Origin of the sequence: Floridaenema aerugineum BLCC-F46 (assembly GCF_041929345.1) — a bacterium.
Classification (GTDB): domain Bacteria; phylum Cyanobacteriota; class Cyanobacteriia; order Cyanobacteriales; family Aerosakkonemataceae; genus Floridanema; species Floridanema aerugineum.
Window position 1 is genome coordinate 44,341 of the sequence record NZ_JBHFNQ010000161.1, and the last position, 21,525, is coordinate 65,865.

Here is a 21,525-nt window from a genome sequence, read left to right on the forward strand (position 1 = left end):
GCTGAGTAATGAGAGAGATTTAAATTATGAGCCGGAGTTATCCAGAACAAAATTCTTCTTTTGATAGTAGTGGTTTATTACGTGCCAACTTTTCTCCCCGGACTTTGTTTAATAACATTATGACTGGGGTGGCATTTATGCTGGCGGCTATGGCAATTATACCTTTGTTTGCTGTACTTATTTATGTGACTGTACAAGGTATAAGTAGTATTAGCCCTAGCGTATTTGTGGAATTGCCACCGCCGCCAATGGTGGAAGGTGGAGGTTTTGGGAATGCGATTCTGGGCACAATTACTATGGTGGGAATTGGGGCGCTAATTAGTGTCCCTTTTGGTGTCATGGCATCAATTTATTTGACGGAATTTAGTACCGGAAAAATTTCCCGTTGGGTGAGATTTGCGACTAACATTCTCAGTGGTGTGCCTTCGATTATTGCTGGGGTGTTTGCTTACGCTGCTGTGGTTTTGACTTTTACGGCTTTGGGTTGGGGTTCCTATTCTCCCATTGCAGGTGGTATTGCTTTGTCGGTGTTGATGTTGCCGATTATTGTGAGAACTACAGATGAAGCGTTGCAGTTGGTGCCAAAAGATGTGCGCCAAGCTGCTGTAGGTTTGGGGGCAACGAAATTTCAAACTGTTTGGGGTGTGGTTTTACCCGCAGCTGTTCCGGCGATTGTGACAGGAACTACATTAGCTGTAGCTCGTGCGGCTGGAGAAACTGCGCCTTTGCTGTTTACGGCTTTGTTTTCGCAATTTTGGCCGCAATTGTGGCCGCCAGATGCTTTCTTGCAACCAACTGCTTCTTTGGCGGTGTTAGTATATAATTTTGCGATCGTCCCATTCAAAAATCAACAACAGTTGGCTTGGGCAGCTTCTTTAATTCTGGTGCTGTTGGTGTTAATTACTAGTATCATTACTCGCTATGTTACCAGTCGGAAAGCTTAAGACAAATATATTTTATCGGCTAGGCAATGACAGCTAGGAGGAAACAGAGCCAAAACAAAATGTTCCCTTATAAGGGTAAGATTAATGATAGGTGTCGGTAATCTGCCAAAAGATGTAGGTGAAGAAAGTCTCAGTTAAGTGAGGACAAGTAAAAACTCCCCAAAAACACTCTGCGTTATAGTTTTAGCTTCTTTGCTGACGAGTAGACAAGAGGCATAGTTAAAAAATAAATATTCATTGCTGGGGAAAGAAAAAGTGCAGAGTGAATTAATCCAAAGAGCAGCAAAAAATAGTATTTTACAAATTTCAAAAACCAAAATAGGTGTATATGCGTCCTAATCCAAAAACCAATCCCGAAATCGTTAAATCTACTGACAGTGTTTTTCAGGTGCGTAATGCCAATATTTACTATGGCAACTTCTTAGCAGTGCGGGATGTCGTGATGGATATTCCCAGGAATCAAATTACGGCTTTTATTGGCCCTTCTGGTTGTGGTAAAAGTACTTTGCTGCGCTGTTTTAATCGACTGAATGATTTAATTGATAGTTTCCGCTTGGAAGGAGCTATTAGTTACAATGGCAGGAATCTTTACGATAAAAATATTGACCCTGTAGAAGTGCGTCGTCGGATTGGAATGGTGTTTCAAAAAGCTAACCCTTTCCCGAAATCAATTTATGACAATATTGCCTTTGGGCCTCGCTTGAACAAATATAAAGGTGATATGGATGAGTTGGTGGAACGATCGCTCAGAGGTGCCGCTTTGTGGGATGAAGTTAAAGATAAACTCAGACAAAGTGGGTTATCTTTATCTGGTGGTCAACAACAACGCTTGTGTATTGCTCGTGCGATCGCAGTTCAACCAGAAGTTATTCTAATGGATGAACCTTGCTCGGCGCTTGACCCGATTTCTACCCTACGGGTTGAAGATTTGCTCCATGAATTAAAACAGCAATATACGATCATTATTGTTACACATAATATGCAGCAAGCATCACGGGTGAGCGATCGGACTGCGTTTTTTAATGTGCAACTTTCCGAAAAAGGTGGACGCACAGGTTATTTAGTTGAGTATGACAACACCGAATCCATTTTCCAAAGTCCCAAAGAAGAATCTACTCGCGAGTATGTAAGTGGACGCTTCGGTTAATTCTTTCCAAGCAGAAGACAAAATTTGTACGTTGTTGGGCTTTAGCCCTCGTATTCATTAGACATCTCCAGAAATTAAAAGTGCGTTAGTAGGGGCGAAGCATTCGGAGCAGAAAATCTAGGGTTTGAGTCATAAATTCTCCCCCGAATGCTTCGCCCCTACTCAAAACCCGAGCAGTATTGGAACCCTTGTAGAGACGTTTCATGAAACGTCTCTACATTGTTTTTTGGAGATGCCTATTGGGAATAAGAGGGCTAAAGCCCAACAACGTACTTGGGTAAGTGGGAAAATTTTGAGTCGAAGTACTCATTTCAGGATAGGATGGGACATAGCTAATCAGATCTGAAAAAGGCTTATGAAGCGTTATTTGTCCCGTCTGTTCGCCCTACTTTTAGTTGTTACCATTGGTTTGGTAGGTTGTTCAAAACCATCAGGTTTAACTGGTAAATATAGTCAAGATACCTTGGATGTAGTGGCTAGTTTGCGAAATGCGATCGAACTACCCAATGATGCACCAGAAAAAGCAGCCGCGCAAACTGACGCAAGGAAAAAAATCAATGATTTTGCTGCACTTTACTGGCGGGATAGCTCTTTGAAAAGTCTACGCTCTTTTACCACAATGCGAACTGCATTAAACGCTTTGGGTTCACACTACGCATCATACCCCAATCGTCCGGTTCCTGAAAAGTTGAAAAAGCGTTTAGAAGTCGAGTTTAAACAAATCGAAACAGCAATAAATCAAGGAGCCTAAAATCTCTTTTGTTTGTTGTAGCGACTTTAGTCGTGCATTCCTCAATCAAAGGACTAAAGTCCTCACAACGAACAGATTTTTCCAAAAAAAAGAATTCTAGAAACTTAGCTGGAGAAATCTCCCCAACTGAGTTTCTGAATTCTATTTTTCGGGTAAAATTTTACCTAGCTTTAGTTTCTATTGATTAATTGCAATTCATTCAAATCCACATCTGCCAAATCTGAGGTTGCGGATTGAAACAGTCCGTTTAATAATAGGGCTGGTGGCTGTTCGTAAGGCCAAGCAAAGGCATGACGGAAAGAGGCATTTTGACAAGCTTGCAATTCCTCAAAACCGATGATGTCGTAGGTTAGCAAGTTTTCATATTCAAAGGGTAAACGGACATTATGTAAACCTGCGTTATCGGTACAAATGGCGATGTCTACACCGGCGGCGAAACAGCGATCGAAAACTACTTTGAGTTGACGAATATCTTCTAAGTTGCCAGTTTTTAAGTAAGTAGTGGGACAAACTTCCAAACAAGTACCCGCACTTGCTAACTCACCGAGAAGTTCGGGATATTGTAGGGGAATTTGAATTCCATGTCCGATTCGCATTAAATAAGGTAAAAGTTCGGGATAACAACCTTCTTTTGTTTCGTAAAGGTGTCCAGTGGTGTTTAAACCGAGCGATCGCGCATAAGCGTATAATTCGATAAACTCGTCTAAGCGATCGGCATAATGAGCATCGCCACCTGCTAGATCGATCGCACAAACATATTGCCGTTTTTGTGCTGCTAATTCTACGATCGCCTTATTCACCTCATAAGGAAGTCGCGAGTGCATACACAAAATTTGACTTGTGACGATCGGATACTCCTTCACCTGACTGGCGATACCTACAATATCGACAATTTCAGCCATTTGATCGATTCTTTGAGTTTGGCCCAGTTTGTCAGAAGTTCGCAAAAAAGGAGTATAACGTAACTCTAAATAAGCCAGATTTTCAAAAACATAAGCGCCCCGAATCAGGCGATAAATAAAGTATGGTAAAGTTTGGGTAGTTTGTACACCTTCAACCAGAGTATGCAATTCCAAATACTCATCCAACGTATTCCGAGGTTTAGTGTAAAACTCTTCAAATTCAGGATATTCAGGAAAGCGATTCGCTAAATCAGCATCGCTGCGGTGGAAATAGCGCCAGAGAACGCGGGGGACGACCGATCCGCCTAAGTGACGGTGTAATTCTGCATATAAAGCCACAAGAACCTCTTTTTTCCGAATATAGATGACATAGAATCTAGTTATTATTCCAATTATTAACAAATATTTCGGATTTGACCGGGGAATAAGCAGTATTTTTACGGTTAATTAGAAAATCGAGTAATAATACCTAGAAAAACTTTACACTGCAATGGACATTATCGAAATTTTGCGCCAAGACTACCAAAAATTTCCCTTAGACCAAACCTACAGTATTTACGCCGAAGACGTTTACTTCCAAGATCCGATGAATAAATTTCGGGGTATCCAGAGGTATCAGCAAATGATTGGCTTTATCCGCACTTGGTTTATTCACCCGCAACTGGATTTACATGAGATTAGTCGTAAGGGAGATGCGATCGAGACTCGTTGGAGGTTAAGCTGGAATACTCCATTACCTTGGAAACCTCGGATTAGCATTTCTGGGTGGAGTGAGTTAAAGCTGAATTCTGATGGTTTAATAGTTTCTCACATTGATTATTGGAACTGTTCGCGGTTGGATGTCCTCAAACAGCACCTATTTCCGCCGAGTACTCCATAAAGTAGGGTGCGTCAGAAGCGAAAACTCTGATTTTGTCCATCAGATTTATGGTCTGACGCACCCTACAATTACAACTATTTCCGCAAAATAACCGATAGAGTAAATAAATGTAAACTATTCTCAGGCAACAGAGGAAAATTATGCGTTTAATTCTCATGACTGGAAAGGGAGGCGTGGGAAAAACCTCCGTCGCCGCTGCTACTGGACTGCGTTGTGCTGAACTCGGCTATCGGACTCTAGTGTTAAGTACCGATCCGGCGCACTCCTTAGCAGATAGCTTTGATATGGAATTAGCACATGAGCCCAAAGCAGTGCGTCCTAATTTATGGGGTGCGGAACTGGATGCTTTAGTGGAGTTGGAACAAAACTGGGGTGCGGTGAAGCGCTACATCACTCACGTTTTACAAGCGCGGGGTTTGGAGGGAGTGCAGGCGGAAGAATTGGCGATTTTACCGGGAATGGATGAAATTTTCGGTTTGGTGAGAATGAAACGCCACTACGACGAGGGAGAGTACGACGTTCTAATTATTGATTCTGCACCCACTGGAACTGCGCTGCGGTTACTCAGCCTACCGGAAGTTAGCGGCTGGTATATGCGCCGTTTTTACAAGCCGTTGCAGGGGATTTCAGTTGCACTCAGACCTTTGGTTGAGCCAATTTTTCGCCCGATCGCAGGCTTTTCTTTGCCTGATAAGGAAGTAATGGACGCGCCCTACGAGTTTTATCAGCAAATCGAAGCACTAGAAAAAATCTTAGTTGATAATAGCCAAACTTCTGTACGCTTAGTCACAAATCCCGAAAAAATGGTGATTAAGGAATCCTTACGTGCCCATGCTTACTTAAGTTTGTACAATGTTTCTACAGATTTAATAGTTGCTAATCGCATTCTTCCAGGGGAAATTCAAGATCCATTCTTCCAAAAGTGGAAGGACAATCAGCAGCAGTATCGTCAAGAAATCCACGAAAATTTCCATCCTTTACCTGTGAAAGAAGTGCCGCTATTTTCCGAGGAAATGTGCGGTTTAGCTGCTTTGGAAAGATTGAAAGATACCTTGTATAAAGATGAAGATCCAACGCAGGTTTATTACCGGGAAACAACGGTTAAAGTTATTCAAGACCGCAATCAATATACTTTAGAATTGTATTTGCCTGGAATTGCCAAAGACCAAGTTCAATTAAGTAAAACAGGAGATGAATTAAATATCCGCATTGGTAATCATCGTCGCAATTTAGTTTTACCTCAAGCTTTAGCAACTTTGCAACCTGCTGGGGCGAAAATGGAGGAGGATTATCTGAAAATTAAATTCGCGGATGCAGCTTAGTTGCTTATAGAAGTTCTACTTGTTTCGTGAACATGGGTTAAAAAAAAGGCACGATTAGTAGGGTGCGTCAGACCTAAATTCGATCGAAATATCAACGTTTGAGCTTCTGACGCACCCTACAACTATCTGAAAATTAAATTCGCGGATGCAGCTTAGTTGCTGATAGAAATCCTATTTGATTTGTGAAAGAGGTTTTTTTGAACGCGGTTCAAAAAAAATAACGATCGCCTATCAACAAATTAATTATTACTGGATTGGTAAAAGTACTGTAACCTTGGTACCGATATCAACTTTACTTTCAATATAAATTTCTCCTTGATACAAATTAACGCAACGTTTAACGATCGCCAATCCCAGTCCAGTTCCCTGAATTTTTCCCACATTACTACAACGGCTAAAAGTTTGAAATAATCGAGATTGTTCGTCTTCAGGAATGCCGATTCCGCGATCGCTAATACAGAAACTCAGCATCCCATTGCGCTCGCTAACTTCCACTAAAACTTCACTGCCAGAAGCAGAATATTTGAGTGCGTTTGAAATCAAATTTATGAGAATATGCCGCAAAAGATTAGCATCCATTTCCAGCGACTTTGAAGCTAACTGATAACTTAAAACTATAGAATGGTTATTATTATCGCCCAATTGAAGCGCGGTAATTAATTCATAACAAAATACTTCCAAATTTAGACTATATAATTCAATTTTAAAATTAATTGTTTCAACTTTTCCTAAGAGAATTACTTCATCTAAAAGCTGACACATCTGCTTAATGGTTGTCTTCAATTGTTGGGAATAAAGCTGTTTCTTCTCCGTTGTTAGCTTGCCCTCAAAATGAATTAGTAATTCACCTATTCCTTGTAATACAGTTAAAGGATTGCGAAATTCATGGGAAACCATTGAAACAAAATAAGATTTTAATTGATTTAATTCGCGTTCTTTATTCAGTGCTTCTAAGGTCGCTCTTTCGCTATTTATGAGTTTTTGGAGAATTTGCGATCGCTCAATGGCATAGCGAATACTCCTTCTTAAAAGTTGGGTTGTTACCTGATCTTTTACCAGATAATCCTGTGCTCCCTGTGCCATTGCTTGTAAGGCTAAATCCTCATCATCTACCATCGTTAAAATAATAATTGGAACATCAGGAACCGCTTGATTAAATTGAGATATAGTATCCAAACCTTCAGAGTCAGGTAAGCCCAAATCTAGTAATGCCACATCATATAATTGAGTTTGACAAGAGGCGATCGCTTCACTTAACCTTGACACACAAACCAGTTGCCAATCCCCGGTTGCCGCTCGCAAAAATATATGTTTAAATAACTGAGCATCGGTTGGACTATCTTCTACCAGCAAGACATGAAGAGAGGCTTGATTCATAAGAATTCACTAGTTCTCTGAGGATAGATTTACAGTGCATAGCGCTCAACAACTTTTCCCAACATTAAAGCTAAAGTTTGAGAAGTTTTTCGGTTACTCGCCTGGTAATTTAACAGCCGCCAACCAAAACTCATTAATCAATTGAACGAGATGAATAAATTGATGAATATCAATAGGCTTTGTCACATAACAATTGGCATTCAGATTATAGGAGCGTAACACATCTTCCTCATCATTTGAAGTGGTTAAAATTACGATCGGAATTCGCTTCAAGTCAGCATCAGCTTTTACCTCTGCTAACACTTCTCGCCCATCCATACCGGGTAAGTTGAGATCGAGCAAAATTAAATCCGGGCGGGGAGCATTAGTATATTCTCCTTGGCAACGGAGATACTCCATTGCGTCTTCCCCATTTTCTACCCAATGTAAATTATTGGCAATTTTGGCTCTATTAAATTCACGAATTGTTAAATTAGCATCACTCGGAGAATCTTCTACGAGCAAGATTTCAATCGGACGATAACTGACACTGCTATTCATAAGGTTTGATCAGGAATGGTAAAGAAGAATGTGGTGCCAAGGTTGGGAGTAGATTCTGCCCAAATTTGCCCACCATGTCGCAACACAATTTTTTTGCAAATCGCTAAACCAATACCAGTACCGGGGTACTCACGCCGCGTGTGCAGTCTTTTAAACACTTCAAAAATTCGCTCCAGGTATTGAGGTTTAATGCCAATTCCATTATCCTCTACCTGAAAAAGAAAGTCGGTTTCCCGTTGAGTTGCCCGAATTTTAATCCGGGGACGATCCTGTTGGCAAAACTTAATTGCATTACCAATTAAATTTTGAAATAGTTGCACCAGTTGGCTTTGATCGGCGTTGATTGTGGGCAATGGTTCAACTATAATTTCGGCATTGCTTTGTGCGATCGCAATCTGCAAATTTCGCAGCGCCTCTTTTACTACGGCATTGCAATCTGTCATGGCAAACTCTTTGCCCCGGGTGCCGACTCGCGAGTATGCTAACAAATCTTGAATCAGGAGTTGCATTCGTTTTGCCCCATCAATGATAAACTCCGCATAAGAATGGGCAGTTTCATCAAAGCGATCGCCATACTCGCTCATCAACAGTTGAGTATAGCCCGTGACTGCCCGCAGCGGTTCCTGTAAATCGTGAGAAGCAACATAAGCAAACTGTTCTAATTCCTGATTCGATCGCTTTAACTCTTGCTCCACCAGTTTCTTATTAGTAATATCTAAGATCATCAGAAAGCAACCTTGCACCTGTCGATCAGGGTTCCAATCCGGTAAAATGCTGATCTGGAAGCAGTGCTGCGTTCTTCCCTCCTGCCCAAACAGATGTTCATAGGTAACGGTTTCACCTGTGAGGACGCGATCGAGATATCCCTGCATAACTTTGTAAAACTGAGGATCTATAATTTCGCCCATTGGCTTACCCAAAATCTCTTCCCGATTTTGTTTAAACCAAACTTCATAAGTCCGATTAACAAATTGGTAGCGTTGCTCGATATCAAGATAGATAATGCAGACGGGGAGAGAATCCGTAATCAAGCGGAGAAACTCTTGGCTTCTTTGTAAAGCGGCTTGGGCTTGCTTGCGATCTGTGATGTCACGAAAATTACCCCAAAGGACTGTTTCATCTCCCAGATCGATCGAGGTGCCTGTAATCTCGGCAGGAAAGCAACGTCCGTCTTTCCGAACTACCAGCACGTCTAAACAGCGATCGGTTTCCCGTTGTGCCATGCTAGCAAATGCCTGCATTGCCCTGTCTATATCCGGGGCTGGATGCAACTTCGAGGCATGAAGCTTCAGCAGTTCCGCCTCTGTGTAACCCAGCATTTCCAAGGCTTTCTGGTTAGCTTCTAGAAGATTGCCTTGGGTATCTGCCACCAAAATCGCATCACAAGCGCCATCCATCAGGGCACGGTAGCGTCGTTCGCTTTTACGCAAGGCGGCAGTGCGTTCCTCAACTCGCTGTTCTAGTTCTTCGTTCAGCTGCAAAATTGTCAACTCTGCCTGTCTGCGTTCGGTAATGTCTTCAATCGCAGCCATCAGACAAATCTGCGCTTCAAAATGGAATAGTTCAGCAGAAATGCGACAAAGAATTGGCTCCCCGTTATGTTTTTGGAAATTTACTTCATAGTTTCTCAGATTACCTTGAGATCGCAATTGCTCAAGCATCTTTGGCTGCTGGGCAACATTCTGCCACAATTGCAATTCCAGCATTGTCCGTCCAATCGCTTCTTCGCGATCGTAGCCAAACAACCACTCAAACCCGTGATTCACATCTAAAATAAATCCGTCCCCCAGAGTAATGATACAGTTGGCAATCGGACTGCTATAAAAGGCTTTGGAAAACTTATCTTGTGACAGTTGCAGTGCCGCTTCTGCCTCCTGATGTTTTTGCTTTGCCCGTAATGCCAAAATGCCAAAGCTCAGGCTATTGGCGAGTTCTGTCAACAAGGTGACTTCTGGTGGATTAAAGGCTTCGGCTTCCGTCGAGTAAATATTCAACGTGCCAAAAACTTCTTCCCCATCCAACAGGGGTAAAACCAGTGAGGATTGGTAGCCCCGTTGCTGTGCTGCTGCTCGCCAAGGCGCAAATTTTGGATCTTCTAGCATATTTTGGCAGGCAATGGGTTGGTGCGATCGAATCGCTCTCCCCGTCGGTCCCTGTCCCCGTTCCGTATCTGCCCAAGTAATGTTTATACTCTTCAAATAGTCAGCTTCATAACCTGCCCAAACAACTGGTTGAACCGACTTCGCTTCATCGTGACACACATATCCCACCCATGCCATCCGATACGCCGCTTCTTCGGTAATCAGTTGGCACAGTGTTTGTAACAAGGTCATTTCATCCGTTGCTCGAATCACAGCCTGTGTACAGGCACTTAAAACTCGCAATGTCCGGTTGACTATCTGAAAATCGCGCTCCAGATCTTGAGGTTGGTTTGGCGGTAACTGGTTTGGCAAATGATCCACAATTACAAAGCAAAAATAAAAGGTTTCATCTTAGAAGATTACGCCAGAAAAGGGAACAGAACCTTTAGCTTAAACTGTTGTTAACAAAGCTCTGCTTTAATTAATTTTAGACCTTTGCCCAGTTCTCTTCGGAATCAAGGGGGAGAAATTTTCACCCCCTTTTTAACCCGGCGATTAAAGAATTTTCTAAGACTTCGGTTAAGACAATGGCAGTTTTTTTGTCGTTTTCTTGACGATAATCTCGGCTATAAATTGGCGGTTGGATGTTAATGAATACATCGGCTAAGAAGTTAGCACTTGGTTGATATTTTAAGGTAACGGGAACGATCGGGATTGAGGCGGGTTGAGGTAATTTGGCTTCGGCTTGTAAAACTAATCTAGCTAATCCTGGTTTGAGCGATCGCAAAATTCGATCGCGCACAATACCCCCTTCAGGAAATAACACCAATTTTTTCCCATCTTGTAACAACTCAATTGCATTACGCATACTTGATACGCTAGGATGACTTAAGTCTACCGGGAAAGCTCCCAACCTTTCAATAAACCAGCCTTGCATCCCCGCAAATTGATTAGCATTAGTCATGAAAAATAGCGGTTCTCTGCTAAGTAAAGCAATTAACAACGGGTCCCAACGGCTATAATGTTTCGGTGCCATCACCAATGGGCCAAATTCTGGTAAATATTCCTCGCCTTTAATAAGAATTTTGCCAAAGTACAAGCTAAGAAAAATTCGATGAATTGGGAAAAGTGACCAATAAAGCCAAGGAGATATTTGCGGCGATAAGGTAATTTGAGAGTTCCTTTGTAAAATCATGAATAAGATATGGTATAATTCCCCAAAACTCAGCAATCAATCTACTTAAAAATTAAAAATTAAGGAAAATGAATAAGCGGTCATGGTTGGTATTAGTTATTTTTGCGATCGCCGTACTCATTAGAGTAATTCCTCTTAGTTTAGCAAACAATAAAGAAACAGCAACAACTGTGAAATCATCTCCCTTACCTTCACCTTCATTAGTAATTGCCGGCGGTAATCTCCGTTACGATAATGCCGAAGTTTTCCAGAAAATCATCCAATTAGCTGGAGGAAAAGGCGCGAGAATTGCCGTTTTACCAACAGCGAGTGGTAATCCCATAAAAAATGGTAACTATTCAGTAGAAGCATTAAAAAAATACGGTGCCCAACCAATTCTTTTCCCCGTTGCTATAGAAAATATAGATGTAGATTACCAAGAAGCGGTTAACGATTCTACCTTAATAAAAAAAGTAGAAACCTGTAAAGGAGTTTACTTTACTGGCGGTTCCCAAGAAAGAATAACTCAGGCGCTTTATACCAAAACCGGGGAAAAAACACCACTATTAGATGCCATTTGGAAAATCTATAAAAAAGGCGGTGTAATTGCTGGAACTAGTGCAGGTGCAGCAATTATGAGTGATACCATGTTTCGTGACGCAAGCAATGTATTAAGCGTTTTGAAAAATGGGGTAACTGAAGGTAAAGAAATAGATAAAGGATTAGGTTTTATCGGTAAGGATATTTTCATCGATCAGCATTTCTTTATTCGGGGAAGATTTGCCCGTTCCTTAGTAGTCATGAAAAAGAAAGGCTACAATTTAGGAATAGGTGTAGATGAAAATACTGCGTTAGTAGTGAAGAATAACATTGCTGAAGTCATCGGATACAAAGGTGCTTTAGTCATGGATTTATCTGCCGCCACTACTAACCCAAGTATTAAAGAGTTTAATATCAAAAATGTTAAATTAACCTATTTGGATCGGGGCGATAAATTTAATTTACAAACCAAAGAAGTGATTGTCCATCCGCTAAAATTAGCGGGAACCAAAGTAGAACCGAACAATCCCAGTTATCAACCTCATTTTAATCATCAGAAATTGTATCCCGATATCTTGGCAAATTCAACTTTAGTAGATTTGATGTCTAACTTTGTTGATAACGAGCAAAAAGAAGTAATTGGGTTAGCATTTACCAATGTTCCCGAAGATGAAAAACCCGAATTAGGTTTTGAATTTAAATTTAGAAAAGGAGCAGATACCAGGGGATATTTTACCAGTGCATTTGGCAGTGAAGATTACACAGTGATGAATATTTATTTGGATGTAACACCAATTCGGATGACTGACAAATTGTACGAATACATCCGTCTAGAAGCTTGAATCTTTTTGGTTCGATTTGGCGCACGCACACCAAGCAAAGCTTTAGATTTTTGTTTGATTTGTGATTCAGCCTTCTTGGTGAATCTGGGATTCTCTAGCTCGGTAAAATCAGAACCATCGTAAAGAGTCAATGCGGTTTCTGTTCCCAGATCGAAAGCAATTATTGACTCATATTTTAGGTCTGAATTGGAGCCAAACTTACATTCGGGAGTAGGAACATCGATAGTAATTCCTAAGTCGTTAAGGAGCAAGCTTCCATGCTTACCGTTACTGTTGATTTTCCACCCCGATTTGGCTGGATAACACCAACCTGAATAATCCCGAATCGATTTGAATTTTGGGAGTTTTCTTATTCCTTGAAAAAACCCACCGTAAGCCAAGTCAACTCGCTTCACTGTCGCTTGTAACGACTGCGAATGGAGATAGCCAAACTCCTTTCATTCTTTCTTAAATGCTGGCAAACAATTTTGTTGCTCAAAATAAGAAACATTGTATTTGTTCGCTCTCCACTCATAGCGGCGATGCGCTACGCAAGCATTGTACAAATAACCATGCAATCGACGCGCACCAAATAAGGCTCTTTCTTGAGTCTGGTTTGGGTGAATTCTAAATGTGGCGCGTCGAATTGCCATCATTACTGTTATCAATTACCCTAAAATATTAGCACAAATCTTAGAATTATGCGGACGCTACGCGATTTTTTAGTTGGTCGCTATCCATCCCCCCTTTCTTAAAAGGGGGGATGGATAGCGACATTTCCGTTAAAACCTCTAGGTACGTTGTTGCGCTCGACTCGCCTTTGTTTAGCGAAGACAGCGCAACAACGTACTTTTCTGAGTTAGTTATTTAAGGCACGTAAAAAGCGTTGCATACTGGCAAAAATTCCGGGTTTTTTCGGTTTTGGTGCATCACCAGAATTACCCGTTGCTGGTTGAGTTACTGACATTAAAATTTGATCGATTTCCTCACCAACAGGTTTTTTCGGTAATTCCACTAACAGTTTATATTCGCCGTTAGTTTCTAACCAAACTTGCCATAAACCAGGATAACAACGGAAAATTGCTGCGCCTTCTAAGGGGCGGACATAGTAACAGGAAAACAGGGTACTAAATAAACGTTGGCGTAGTTGACGGGCGGCGTAACCAATTCCTACTGTACCTGCATCTTCTAAGTGAGGATTGAGTAAAACTACAGGTCGATCGCCAACTGCATTACAAATTTTTTCCACTTCCCCTACTTCCACAGAACTGGGATCAACTAGTAGAAAAACATCATCTTCAGCGGCAATTTTGTCTTGAATTGGTAATCTACCTAACCCAATATCTTCTAATTTGTAAGGAATATCTTTTCCCCAGTCGCGTCGCGCTAACGCCGCTGCACCTGCATCCGGGAAAAATACTTTGACTTGGGGACTAGTTTTTGCTTTTGTTTCTTCACTTTTTTGGAAAGTTGGCAAATTATCGAACACTGGGAGAAATTGTAGCGCGATCGATTGCGCTTGTAAGGCGATTTCGGGAAATACCATTTCCACTTGGATTCTAGTTTGTCCATCGGCGATCGCCGCTAGGGTAGCTTGTTGAGCTTGGGCGATCGCTTCTTCTAACGTTTTGGGAAGTTCCACCATAGAGGTTTTGCGGCTGAGTTTCAGGTTATCTTATTATCATCAATAGTATTATTCAAAAACGCCACTCACACCATCTAAAATTTATGAACCGTAAATTTATTGCTTCTGTTTCGATCGCTGCTTTATGTTTAGCAATCACTGGTGCGGCTATTTGGAAATTAGTAAAAGAACAAAATAGTCCGAGCGAACTAAAACTTGCCACAGGTAGTAAAGGTGGAGATTACTATACTTTTGGTGAAGCGATTCGGCGCGTAATTGAGAAAAATGAACCGCAGATCAAACTACAAGTAATACCTACCAATGGAGCCGATGAAAATATGCAGCTTCTAAATGATGGTAAAGTACAACTTGCCCTGGTGCAGAATGATACCCCAGCTAAACCTTCCGCCCGTGCTATTGCTCTACTTTATCCCGAAGTTTTCCATTTAATTGCTGCCAAAAAGTCTCCTATTCAAACTATTTTTGATCTCAAAGGTAAACGAATTGCTTTAATGCCTAAAGGTAGTGGTTCTTATAATGCTTTTTGGATTTTAGCTCAACATTATGATTTAAAACCTACGGACTTTCAATGGTTCCAAATGACTCCCCAAAAAGCAGCATTAGCTTTGCGTAACGGTCAAGTAGATGCGGTTTTTCGGACTTTGCCCATTGGTAATAGTTGGACAAAAGAATTGCTGAGAACAACTGAAGCTAGGATGATTCCGATCGAGCAAGCAGCCGCAATGAAAATTGCTTATCCTTATTTGATTGATAGTACAATTCCCAAAGGAACTTACAAAGCTATTCCGGCTGTTCCTGAATATAATTTACCTACTGTTGGTGTGCAAGCGGCATTAATTACTAATGAAAATGTGTCGGCAAATTTAGTTAAGAAAATCACCAGTATTTTATATGAATATCGTCATAATTTGGTAAAAATTGAACCGAAAGCTGCGACAATTTCTCAACCAGATATCGGGCAAAATTTAGGATTAACTTTGCATGAAGGAGCGAGAAACTACTACGATCGCGAAAAACCAGCTTTTTTGAATGAAAATGCCGAAGTGATTGCTTTATTGATGTCAATTGCCACTTTAATTGGTTCTGGTTTGTGGTCTTTACGTTCCCATTTTTCCGATAAACAAAAGAACCGTGCTGATAAGTACAATTTAGAAATTGTAACTTTAACAGAAACCGCACGCCAGACCGATAAATTAGAAGACTTGGAAAACTTACGCCAAGAATTATTCAGAATTTTTCGGGAAGTTGTGCAAGACTTAGATGAAGATCGCATTTCCCCCGAATCTTTCCAATCCTTTGCCTTTTCTTGGCAAGTAGCAATCAATACTATCCATCATAAAGAAATTGTGACAATTAATAAGTTACATAATCCTAAGAATTTGGCAGTAGAGCTTTCTGAAGTGGAGTCGATAAATAATAGATAAACAAATTTTAGATTTGAGATTTTCAAACCTCAAATCTAAAATTTTTTGATTTTAACAGCCTTTCATTTCTTGCCCCCGATTCGGAGCAACGAGCGGCCAATTGGTTTTTAATCTACTTTCGTCTTTATGTTGCACTGCGTAAATTAACTCCATCATTTGAGCGAATTTAAATCTAAATAACCTTGCCTCGGCTTGAAAATCAGCGATCGCTGCTTGCTCCTGACCCAAAAAATAATAAGCGAATCCTCTATTTTCTCTGACTAAAGGCGTAGAACCATTAAGTTTAATTGATTGGGTATAATCAGCAATAGCAGCCCGATAATTGCCCGATCGCGCAAATGCACTTCCCCGATTAGCATAAACTAAATGAGCATTAGGAAAATCAGGTTTGAGGCGCAACAGAAAATTAAAATTGGCGAACGCATTCGGTAAATTTCCTAATAATACATAACTGTTACCTCGGTAGAGATAAATGTTTGCATAGTTAGGATTAAGCCGCAACGCTTGATAGAAATTAGTCAAAGCACTGCTTAACTTATAATTAAAATAGTCTCGCTTACCTTGACAAAAATACTGCTCTACCGAAACATTAGGAGATTTAGCTAAGTTAGTCGGAGCGATCGCATTTTCCAGTAAACAATTTGAGGCCAAATAAGCTGAACAAATTGACAACATGATTACCTATTCAATTTATATACACAAAAACACTTACAGCACTTGCAAAGGTAAAAACTAGACTTTAGATAAAGCTGGTTCTGGAGTCAACCTTTGTAAAATTTGCTGCAAAACCATCGCTGTCCAATCTACATCTTCTTCCGTAGTATAACGCCCCAAAGTCAGACGAATTCCAGCCTTAGCCAGTTTATTGCTGTAGCCCATTGCCAATAATATTGGACTAGGATTAAGTTTACCGCTGTTACAAGCCGCACCAGCACTAATCCCAATTCCTGCTAAATTTAATTGGCGAACGATCGTTTTCCCACTTAATTTTTTCCCATCAGCATTTAGCAAACAGAAACTTACATGATGGGGTAAACGCTGCCAACGATGACCAGTAGATTGCAGATCTGCCACATTAGATAATAAGTCAAAAAGACGATCGCGCAACCGGATTAACCTGGGCGTTTCTTGACCCATTTCTTGCGCCGCCAACTCCGCCGCTACACCAAAACCTGCAATTATTGGCACAGCTTGAGTTCCCGATCGCAATTTCATTTCCTGACCCCCACCACCCAACAAAGGCACCAACTCCACACCCGGACGCACATACAACGCCCCCGCACCTTGAGGGCCATAAATTTTATGACTAGAAAGGGAGAGTAAATCTACCCCTAATTTTTGCACATCGATCGGCAATCTTCCCGCCACTTGCACCGCATCAGTATGAAATAATGCCCCATGAGAGCGGGCAATTTCGCTCAATTTTTCAATTGGTTGTAAAGTTCCTACTTCACTTTGACCATAAATAATTGAAACTAAAACTGTATTCGTTCGCGAAGCGTCCCCTTTGGGGAATCGCAAAGCATTTTCTAAATCATTCGGATTCACCCAACCCCAATTATCCACAGGTAAACGAGTGATTTCCCAACCCCAACTTTCCAGTAACTTTGCAGGTTCCGAAATCGCCGAATGTTCCACACTAGAAATAATAATATGTTGTGGTTGAGAGTAACATCGCGCCACCCCCATAATTGCCAAATTATCTGCTTCCGTACCACCAGAAGTAAAAATAATCCCATCAGCAGGCGCATTAATTAACCCTGCAACCTGCATTCTCGCTTGTTCTAAAACCGTTGCTGCCCTTTGACCCCACTCATGCAAACTGGAAGGATTTCCCCACTGTTGAGAGAGGATTTGTTGCATCAGTGCGATCGCCTCTGGACGGGGCGGAGTTGTAGCGCTGTAATCTAAATAAATTTGCATATTTCTAACTCTAACAGTTTCAGCAACAAGTATAAAAAAGTTTTGAGTTTTAAGTTATAGAGGCTAGTTTTATCCAGAGATTGTTTATTGATGACAAATATTGTCTACTCTCACCCGCCCCTACATAAACTTCCCTTTGCTCCCTTTGCTCCCTTTGCTCCCCTGCCTAACAACCAGGTTTCTTGACGTTATAATCCTCATGGGACAGAACCTCTTGCGGGATTAACATTGTACCGCAGTCTCGGCAAAGCAATCGGTAATTGCGGGTGATCGGAATACTGATGATCAAGCGATCGTAGCGCAGACGCTTTCCCCCAAACTCTCGATAATCCTTATTTTCTTGTAACCCTGCGATTACCAAACGCGCCTTAACCACCACATGATAAGGTAAATCCCTTAAATTAATTGGATCTTGAGTAAAAGTAAACTCCCAATCTTGTTTTTCCTGCCGCTTCTGTTCCAAAATAGCGCGTTGTTGGGCACAAAGATGACAAATTTGCCCATAACCCTTATGACCACAGGGAAACAGCTTCTTTCGTCTTGCCATAAAACAACGGTGTGCCTCCAATTTAGCACCCAAAAGAGTGCCCACCCTAGTTAAAGTTTTATTAATCCCAGCAAAAAATCACCCTGATATAAAATTACATCAAAAATCCTCTAAAAGACTTTAACTTAATTAATCTCCATTGATTTTTTTGATGCCATCCTGCTTAATAAGTAGTAACCAAAATTACCAACACACTCGCTCTTTGGTAAGCAATGTTGCATCTACCTAGCTTTAATCTCCCAACACTTTTCCCGGCATTTGTTTTGGCATTTTCCATCTCAGCTTGCCAAAAAGCAGTCCCCCAACCTCAAAAACTTACTCCCTTACCCCAAGATCCCTTTGTTCAGGTATATTTCAATCACGCACAGTTACCAGAATATATAGAACCTTACCGTCAACAAAGAAGGTCAGGAGATGACCTAGAACAAGTTATAGTTAATACTATTGCTAGTGCTAAATCTACAGTAGATGTAGCAGTGCAAGAATTACGTTTACCGAAAATTGCTCAAGCTTTAGTAGAACGGCAAAAAGCCGGAGTTAAAGTTAGAGTAATTTTGGAAAATAATTACAGTCGTCCTTGGGGTAAGTTTACCGCCGATGAAATCGCAAAACTGCCACCTAGAGAACAAGACCGCTACAAAGAATATCGCCAACTTGTAGACGAAAACGAAGACGAAAAATTAGATGTTGCAGAAATTAACCAAAAAGATGCTTTAGTAATCTTAGAAAATGCCAAAGTACCAATAATTGATGACACTGCTGATGGTTCAGCTGGTAGCGGTTTAATGCACCACAAATTTGTCATTATTGATAATCAAATAATCATTATTACTTCAGCTAATTTTACCACTTCCGATATTCACGGAGATTTGCAAAATCTTGAGAGTTTAGGAAATGATAATAGTTTACTCAAAATCAATAGCCCTGAATTAGCAACGCATTTCACCGAAGAATTTAATTTGATGTGGGGGGATGGAGTAGGGGGAAAACCAGATAGTAAATTTGGAGTGAAAAAACCATTACGTTCTGTACAAACAGTAGATTTAGCAACTGTTAACATCTCAGTACAATTTTCACCCACATCTAATAAAGTACCTTGGGAACAAAGCAGTAATGGGTTAATTGGTAAAACTTTAAGTGCTGCTACCCAATCGATCGATCTAGCCCTATTCGTCTTTTCCGAACAGCAAATAGCCAATATCTTAGAAACAAATCATCAACGAGGAGTAAAAATCAAAGCTTTAATTGAACCGGATTTCGCCTATCGTTATTATAGTGAAGGTTTGGATATGATGGGAGTAGCTTTGGTCAATGATTGTAAATACGAAATCAATAATCAACCTTGGCAAAATCCCATTAAAACTGTCGGAACACCTTTGCTAAGAAAAGGCGATTTATTACATCATAAATTTGCGGTTATAGATGGGAAAATAGCGATCGCAGGTTCCCACAATTGGTCAGAAGCAGCAAATAGCAATAACGACGAAACATTAGTAATAATTCAAAGTCCAAAAGTAGCCGCTCATTTTCAAAGGGAATTCGATCGCCTTTATGCCGATGCTCAACTAGGTTTACCAGATAGAATCAAGCAAAAAATTAAAACTCAACAGCAACAATGTCCACAAATTGAAACAGCATCTAAACCAGTTATACAAAACTCAAATTCGCCCACAGTTCCCCAAAATCAAAATATTCCTAAAGTTAATCTTAACACCGCAACGCAACAAGAATTAGAAGCATTACCAGGAATCGGACCCAAATTAGCTCAAGAAATTATTAAATCCAGACAAAAGAAACCTTTTACTTCTTTAGAAGATCTCGATCGCATCCCCGGCATCGGCCCAAGATTATTAGAAAGATTGAAAGATCGAGTAACTTGGTAATAGGGGACTCTTGGGACTCTTGGGACAAGGTGATAACTCAAAACTTTCTCTTTAATTCAAAACTCTCTCACTCAAAACTCTCTCACTCAAAACTTTCCCAGTCCCCAGTCCCTATTCTCTAATCCCCTGCCTAAAATTAGTGTAATAACTCGCAATCAAAGCAATCATGAACCACCAGAGAGTATTAACTTCCGGGCGATACAAAACAGTATCAAAAGCGCCATGAGCTAACATACCTAAAAGAGTAGCGATCGCCGCAATTAACCAAAAAGCTTGTTGACTACCAAACTCCCTTAAACGGCGTAATTGTTGCCAACCTTGGTGAAAAGTAACTAACAGCAACCACAGGAAACAAATTAAACCAATAAACCCAGTTTCTACTAACACCTCCAACACCACAGAATAAGCACTTAAAGCAGTATAACGAGGACGCATATAAAGCGGGTAAACTTTATTAAAAGCATTATTGCCAGGGCCAATACCTAAAATAGGACGATCGGCAATCATTTCCTTCACCGCCGCCCAAACATTTATTCGGAAATTATTACTACTATCTTCGCGCCCGACAAACATACTCAAAACGCGATCGCGCACCGGTTCCACAAACAGCACCGCCAACACCACAAAACCCGCCATACCTCCCAATAAAATAGGTAACGACCAAGTGCGCCAAAAAGGTGGCAAATAAACACTAAACCAGTAAAACAGCAACACTAAAAAAGTGAAAAACATCACCAGCAAACCGATCCAACCACCCCGGCTAAAAGTTAATATCAAACAAGTGGAATTAACCCCAAACATTACCACAGCCAAAGCCTTACAAATCCAACCTCGCCAAGCGAAAATAGCCGCCAAGGAAAGAGCGATCGCAGGTACCAAATAAGCAGCTAGTAAATTCGGATTTCCCAGGTAGCTATAAACTCGCGTAGTTTTAGCTAAAGAAGATTCTGCATCAACCCAAGTCGCCAGTTGTGCTGCGCCAAAAATCCATTGACGTAACCCGTAAACACTGACAACCAAAGCTACGTGCAAATAAATAGTAATTATCCAAGAACGGAGACGAGGCGATCGTAACACCCGTGCCATCAGCACAAAAAACAGCAGATATAGCGTTAACTTGATTAAACCAACCAACGCCGCCGCTTTCACTGGAGACATCGCCGTTGCTACTGCCGAAATACCCCAATACAGCAACACCAGCAAATGAATCGGAGTAACACCAGCCCCCACCTCATCCGATAAAGTCAGCAGCACCCAAAAAGCACCACTAGCCAACAGTAGCACGCCCACCAGATCGTTAGACACAAAGGTCGCCAGAGCAAACACCAGACTCACCAAAAAAGCCCCCAGTGTTTCTCCCCACTGCATTAGCCAGCTACCCCTGCGCCAAGGGGTTAAACAACCAACCAATCGGTACAAATAGCTAGCACTCCGCCACTGATACAAAGGCAAATTAGACAAAGTGATTTGTTGCCAAGCCGAATTCATAAAATACCTGTCATTTGTCATAAGTCATTCGTCAGTATTTCTGATAGTTAAACAGCTGATTCTGCAACAGCATTTTCCAGTTTGGATTTAGAATTATTCAATTTACCAACAAACAGCCAGAGTGTGGAAGCCCCCG

The 21,525-nt window shown here is 41.0% G+C and carries 20 protein-coding genes; 8 read left to right on the forward strand and 12 right to left on the reverse strand.

Features of this window, described 5'->3' with window-relative positions:
- Nucleotides 1–26: 26 nt before the first annotated feature.
- The 3 genes from pstA to psb27 all read left to right on the forward strand — a co-directional run bounded on the left by pstA (nucleotide 27) and on the right by psb27 (nucleotide 2,842).
- On the forward strand, nucleotides 27–944 hold the full coding sequence (gene pstA / locus ACE1CC_RS20730) for a phosphate ABC transporter permease PstA (RefSeq protein WP_413272331.1): 918 nt from the start codon (nucleotides 27–29) through the stop codon (nucleotides 942–944).
- A 328-nt stretch (nucleotides 945–1,272) separates the two neighbouring features.
- Nucleotides 1,273–2,091, forward strand: coding sequence for a phosphate ABC transporter ATP-binding protein PstB (gene pstB, locus ACE1CC_RS20735; RefSeq protein ID WP_413272332.1), 819 nt, complete (start codon nucleotides 1,273–1,275; stop codon nucleotides 2,089–2,091).
- Between the two features lie 355 nt (nucleotides 2,092–2,446).
- On the forward strand, nucleotides 2,447–2,842 hold the full coding sequence (gene psb27, locus ACE1CC_RS20740; RefSeq protein WP_413272333.1) for a photosystem II protein Psb27: 396 nt from the start codon (nucleotides 2,447–2,449) through the stop codon (nucleotides 2,840–2,842).
- 170 nt (nucleotides 2,843–3,012) lie between these two features.
- On the opposite strand, the gene ACE1CC_RS20745 is transcribed toward psb27, so the two are convergent.
- The gene (locus ACE1CC_RS20745) at nucleotides 3,013–4,083 is read right to left on the reverse strand and encodes an adenosine deaminase (protein ID WP_413272334.1); all 1,071 of its coding nucleotides are present in this window, start codon (nucleotides 4,081–4,083) and stop codon (nucleotides 3,013–3,015) included.
- A gap of 151 nt (nucleotides 4,084–4,234) precedes the next feature.
- On the opposite strand from ACE1CC_RS20745, the gene ACE1CC_RS20750 reads away from it, so the two are divergent.
- Both ACE1CC_RS20750 and ACE1CC_RS20755 read left to right on the forward strand, forming a co-directional pair.
- Nucleotides 4,235–4,624, forward strand: a complete 390-nt coding sequence (locus ACE1CC_RS20750) for a DUF2358 domain-containing protein (RefSeq protein WP_413272335.1) — start codon at nucleotides 4,235–4,237, stop codon at nucleotides 4,622–4,624.
- A gap of 140 nt (nucleotides 4,625–4,764) precedes the next feature.
- Nucleotides 4,765–5,946: a TRC40/GET3/ArsA family transport-energizing ATPase gene (locus ACE1CC_RS20755; RefSeq protein ID WP_413272336.1), complete on the forward strand. Its 1,182-nt coding sequence runs from the start codon at nucleotides 4,765–4,767 to the stop codon at nucleotides 5,944–5,946.
- A gap of 246 nt (nucleotides 5,947–6,192) precedes the next feature.
- Here the strand turns inward: ACE1CC_RS20755 and ACE1CC_RS20760 are convergent, their stop codons facing one another.
- From ACE1CC_RS20760 to ACE1CC_RS20775, 4 genes are all read right to left on the reverse strand, one after another.
- On the reverse strand, nucleotides 6,193–7,323 hold the full coding sequence (locus ACE1CC_RS20760; RefSeq protein ID WP_413272337.1) for a hybrid sensor histidine kinase/response regulator: 1,131 nt from the start codon (nucleotides 7,321–7,323) through the stop codon (nucleotides 6,193–6,195).
- A gap of 93 nt (nucleotides 7,324–7,416) precedes the next feature.
- The gene (locus ACE1CC_RS20765) at nucleotides 7,417–7,863 is read right to left on the reverse strand and encodes a response regulator (RefSeq protein WP_413272338.1); all 447 of its coding nucleotides are present in this window, start codon (nucleotides 7,861–7,863) and stop codon (nucleotides 7,417–7,419) included.
- A complete protein-coding gene (locus tag ACE1CC_RS20770; protein WP_413272339.1) occupies nucleotides 7,860–10,325 on the reverse strand; it encodes a GAF domain-containing sensor histidine kinase in 2,466 nt (821 codons plus the stop codon). The genes ACE1CC_RS20765 and ACE1CC_RS20770 overlap by 4 nt, the downstream gene beginning before the upstream one ends.
- Before the next feature lie 151 nt (nucleotides 10,326–10,476).
- Nucleotides 10,477–11,139 (reverse strand): lysophospholipid acyltransferase family protein, encoded by a 663-nt coding sequence (locus ACE1CC_RS20775; RefSeq protein WP_413272340.1) that lies wholly within the window; start codon nucleotides 11,137–11,139, stop codon nucleotides 10,477–10,479.
- A gap of 68 nt (nucleotides 11,140–11,207) precedes the next feature.
- Between ACE1CC_RS20775 and ACE1CC_RS20780 the strand changes: the two genes are divergently transcribed.
- Nucleotides 11,208–12,500: a cyanophycinase gene (locus ACE1CC_RS20780; protein ID WP_413272341.1), complete on the forward strand. Its 1,293-nt coding sequence runs from the start codon at nucleotides 11,208–11,210 to the stop codon at nucleotides 12,498–12,500.
- Here the strand turns inward: ACE1CC_RS20780 and ACE1CC_RS20785 are convergent.
- From ACE1CC_RS20785 to ACE1CC_RS20795, 3 genes are all read right to left on the reverse strand, one after another.
- A complete protein-coding gene (locus tag ACE1CC_RS20785; protein WP_413272342.1) occupies nucleotides 12,434–12,895 on the reverse strand; it encodes a hypothetical protein in 462 nt (153 codons plus the stop codon). The genes ACE1CC_RS20780 and ACE1CC_RS20785 overlap by 67 nt on opposite strands.
- A gap of 42 nt (nucleotides 12,896–12,937) precedes the next feature.
- Nucleotides 12,938–13,135 (reverse strand): hypothetical protein, encoded by a 198-nt coding sequence (locus ACE1CC_RS20790; RefSeq protein ID WP_413272343.1) that lies wholly within the window; start codon nucleotides 13,133–13,135, stop codon nucleotides 12,938–12,940.
- Between the two features lie 203 nt (nucleotides 13,136–13,338).
- Nucleotides 13,339–14,124: a DUF1995 family protein gene (locus ACE1CC_RS20795; protein ID WP_413272344.1), complete on the reverse strand. Its 786-nt coding sequence runs from the start codon at nucleotides 14,122–14,124 to the stop codon at nucleotides 13,339–13,341.
- A gap of 83 nt (nucleotides 14,125–14,207) precedes the next feature.
- On the opposite strand from ACE1CC_RS20795, the gene ACE1CC_RS20800 reads away from it, so the two are divergent.
- Nucleotides 14,208–15,548: a TAXI family TRAP transporter solute-binding subunit gene (locus ACE1CC_RS20800; RefSeq protein ID WP_413272345.1), complete on the forward strand. Its 1,341-nt coding sequence runs from the start codon at nucleotides 14,208–14,210 to the stop codon at nucleotides 15,546–15,548.
- 51 nt (nucleotides 15,549–15,599) lie between these two features.
- Here the strand turns inward: ACE1CC_RS20800 and ACE1CC_RS20805 are convergent, their stop codons facing one another.
- The 3 genes from ACE1CC_RS20805 to ACE1CC_RS20815 form a co-directional block, all read right to left on the reverse strand.
- Nucleotides 15,600–16,223 carry a tetratricopeptide repeat protein gene (locus tag ACE1CC_RS20805; RefSeq protein WP_413272346.1) on the reverse strand — a complete coding sequence of 208 codons (624 nt, stop codon included), beginning with the start codon at nucleotides 16,221–16,223 and terminating at the stop codon, nucleotides 15,600–15,602.
- Between the two features lie 57 nt (nucleotides 16,224–16,280).
- Nucleotides 16,281–17,471, reverse strand: a complete 1,191-nt coding sequence (locus ACE1CC_RS20810) for a cysteine desulfurase family protein (RefSeq protein WP_413272347.1) — start codon at nucleotides 17,469–17,471, stop codon at nucleotides 16,281–16,283.
- A gap of 166 nt (nucleotides 17,472–17,637) precedes the next feature.
- Nucleotides 17,638–18,018: a DUF7682 family zinc-binding protein gene (locus ACE1CC_RS20815; RefSeq protein WP_413272348.1), complete on the reverse strand. Its 381-nt coding sequence runs from the start codon at nucleotides 18,016–18,018 to the stop codon at nucleotides 17,638–17,640.
- A gap of 212 nt (nucleotides 18,019–18,230) precedes the next feature.
- On the opposite strand from ACE1CC_RS20815, the gene ACE1CC_RS20820 reads away from it, so the two are divergent.
- On the forward strand, nucleotides 18,231–19,901 hold the full coding sequence (locus ACE1CC_RS20820; protein ID WP_413272349.1) for a DUF655 domain-containing protein: 1,671 nt from the start codon (nucleotides 18,231–18,233) through the stop codon (nucleotides 19,899–19,901).
- Nucleotides 19,902–20,012: 111 nt separating this feature from the next.
- On the opposite strand, the gene ACE1CC_RS20825 is transcribed toward ACE1CC_RS20820, so the two are convergent.
- A complete protein-coding gene (locus ACE1CC_RS20825) occupies nucleotides 20,013–21,389 on the reverse strand; it encodes an IctB family putative bicarbonate transporter (RefSeq protein ID WP_413272357.1) in 1,377 nt (458 codons plus the stop codon).
- Nucleotides 21,390–21,525: the final 136 nt, after the last annotated feature.

Excerpts from the sequence above, each read along its gene's own strand:
- pstA (WP_413272331.1), top strand. The coding sequence starts at position 27 with ATGAGCCGGAGTTATCCAGAACAAAATTCTTCTTTTGATAGTAGTGGT.
- pstB (WP_413272332.1), top strand. The coding sequence starts at position 1,273 with ATGCGTCCTAATCCAAAAACCAATCCCGAAATCGTTAAATCTACTGAC.
- psb27 (WP_413272333.1), top strand. The coding sequence starts at position 2,447 with ATGAAGCGTTATTTGTCCCGTCTGTTCGCCCTACTTTTAGTTGTTACC.
- ACE1CC_RS20750 (WP_413272335.1), top strand. The coding sequence starts at position 4,235 with ATGGACATTATCGAAATTTTGCGCCAAGACTACCAAAAATTTCCCTTA.
- ACE1CC_RS20755 (WP_413272336.1), top strand. The coding sequence starts at position 4,765 with ATGCGTTTAATTCTCATGACTGGAAAGGGAGGCGTGGGAAAAACCTCC.
- ACE1CC_RS20760 (WP_413272337.1), bottom strand. The coding sequence starts at position 7,323 with ATGAATCAAGCCTCTCTTCATGTCTTGCTGGTAGAAGATAGTCCAACC.
- ACE1CC_RS20765 (WP_413272338.1), bottom strand. The coding sequence starts at position 7,863 with ATGAATAGCAGTGTCAGTTATCGTCCGATTGAAATCTTGCTCGTAGAA.
- ACE1CC_RS20775 (WP_413272340.1), bottom strand. The coding sequence starts at position 11,139 with ATGATTTTACAAAGGAACTCTCAAATTACCTTATCGCCGCAAATATCT.
- ACE1CC_RS20780 (WP_413272341.1), top strand. The coding sequence starts at position 11,208 with ATGAATAAGCGGTCATGGTTGGTATTAGTTATTTTTGCGATCGCCGTA.
- ACE1CC_RS20790 (WP_413272343.1), bottom strand. The coding sequence starts at position 13,135 with ATGATGGCAATTCGACGCGCCACATTTAGAATTCACCCAAACCAGACT.
- ACE1CC_RS20795 (WP_413272344.1), bottom strand. The coding sequence starts at position 14,124 with ATGGTGGAACTTCCCAAAACGTTAGAAGAAGCGATCGCCCAAGCTCAA.
- ACE1CC_RS20800 (WP_413272345.1), top strand. The coding sequence starts at position 14,208 with ATGAACCGTAAATTTATTGCTTCTGTTTCGATCGCTGCTTTATGTTTA.
- ACE1CC_RS20805 (WP_413272346.1), bottom strand. The coding sequence starts at position 16,223 with ATGTTGTCAATTTGTTCAGCTTATTTGGCCTCAAATTGTTTACTGGAA.
- ACE1CC_RS20810 (WP_413272347.1), bottom strand. The coding sequence starts at position 17,471 with ATGCAAATTTATTTAGATTACAGCGCTACAACTCCGCCCCGTCCAGAG.
- ACE1CC_RS20815 (WP_413272348.1), bottom strand. The coding sequence starts at position 18,018 with ATGGCAAGACGAAAGAAGCTGTTTCCCTGTGGTCATAAGGGTTATGGG.
- ACE1CC_RS20820 (WP_413272349.1), top strand. The coding sequence starts at position 18,231 with ATGTTGCATCTACCTAGCTTTAATCTCCCAACACTTTTCCCGGCATTT.
- ACE1CC_RS20825 (WP_413272357.1), bottom strand. The coding sequence starts at position 21,389 with ATGAATTCGGCTTGGCAACAAATCACTTTGTCTAATTTGCCTTTGTAT.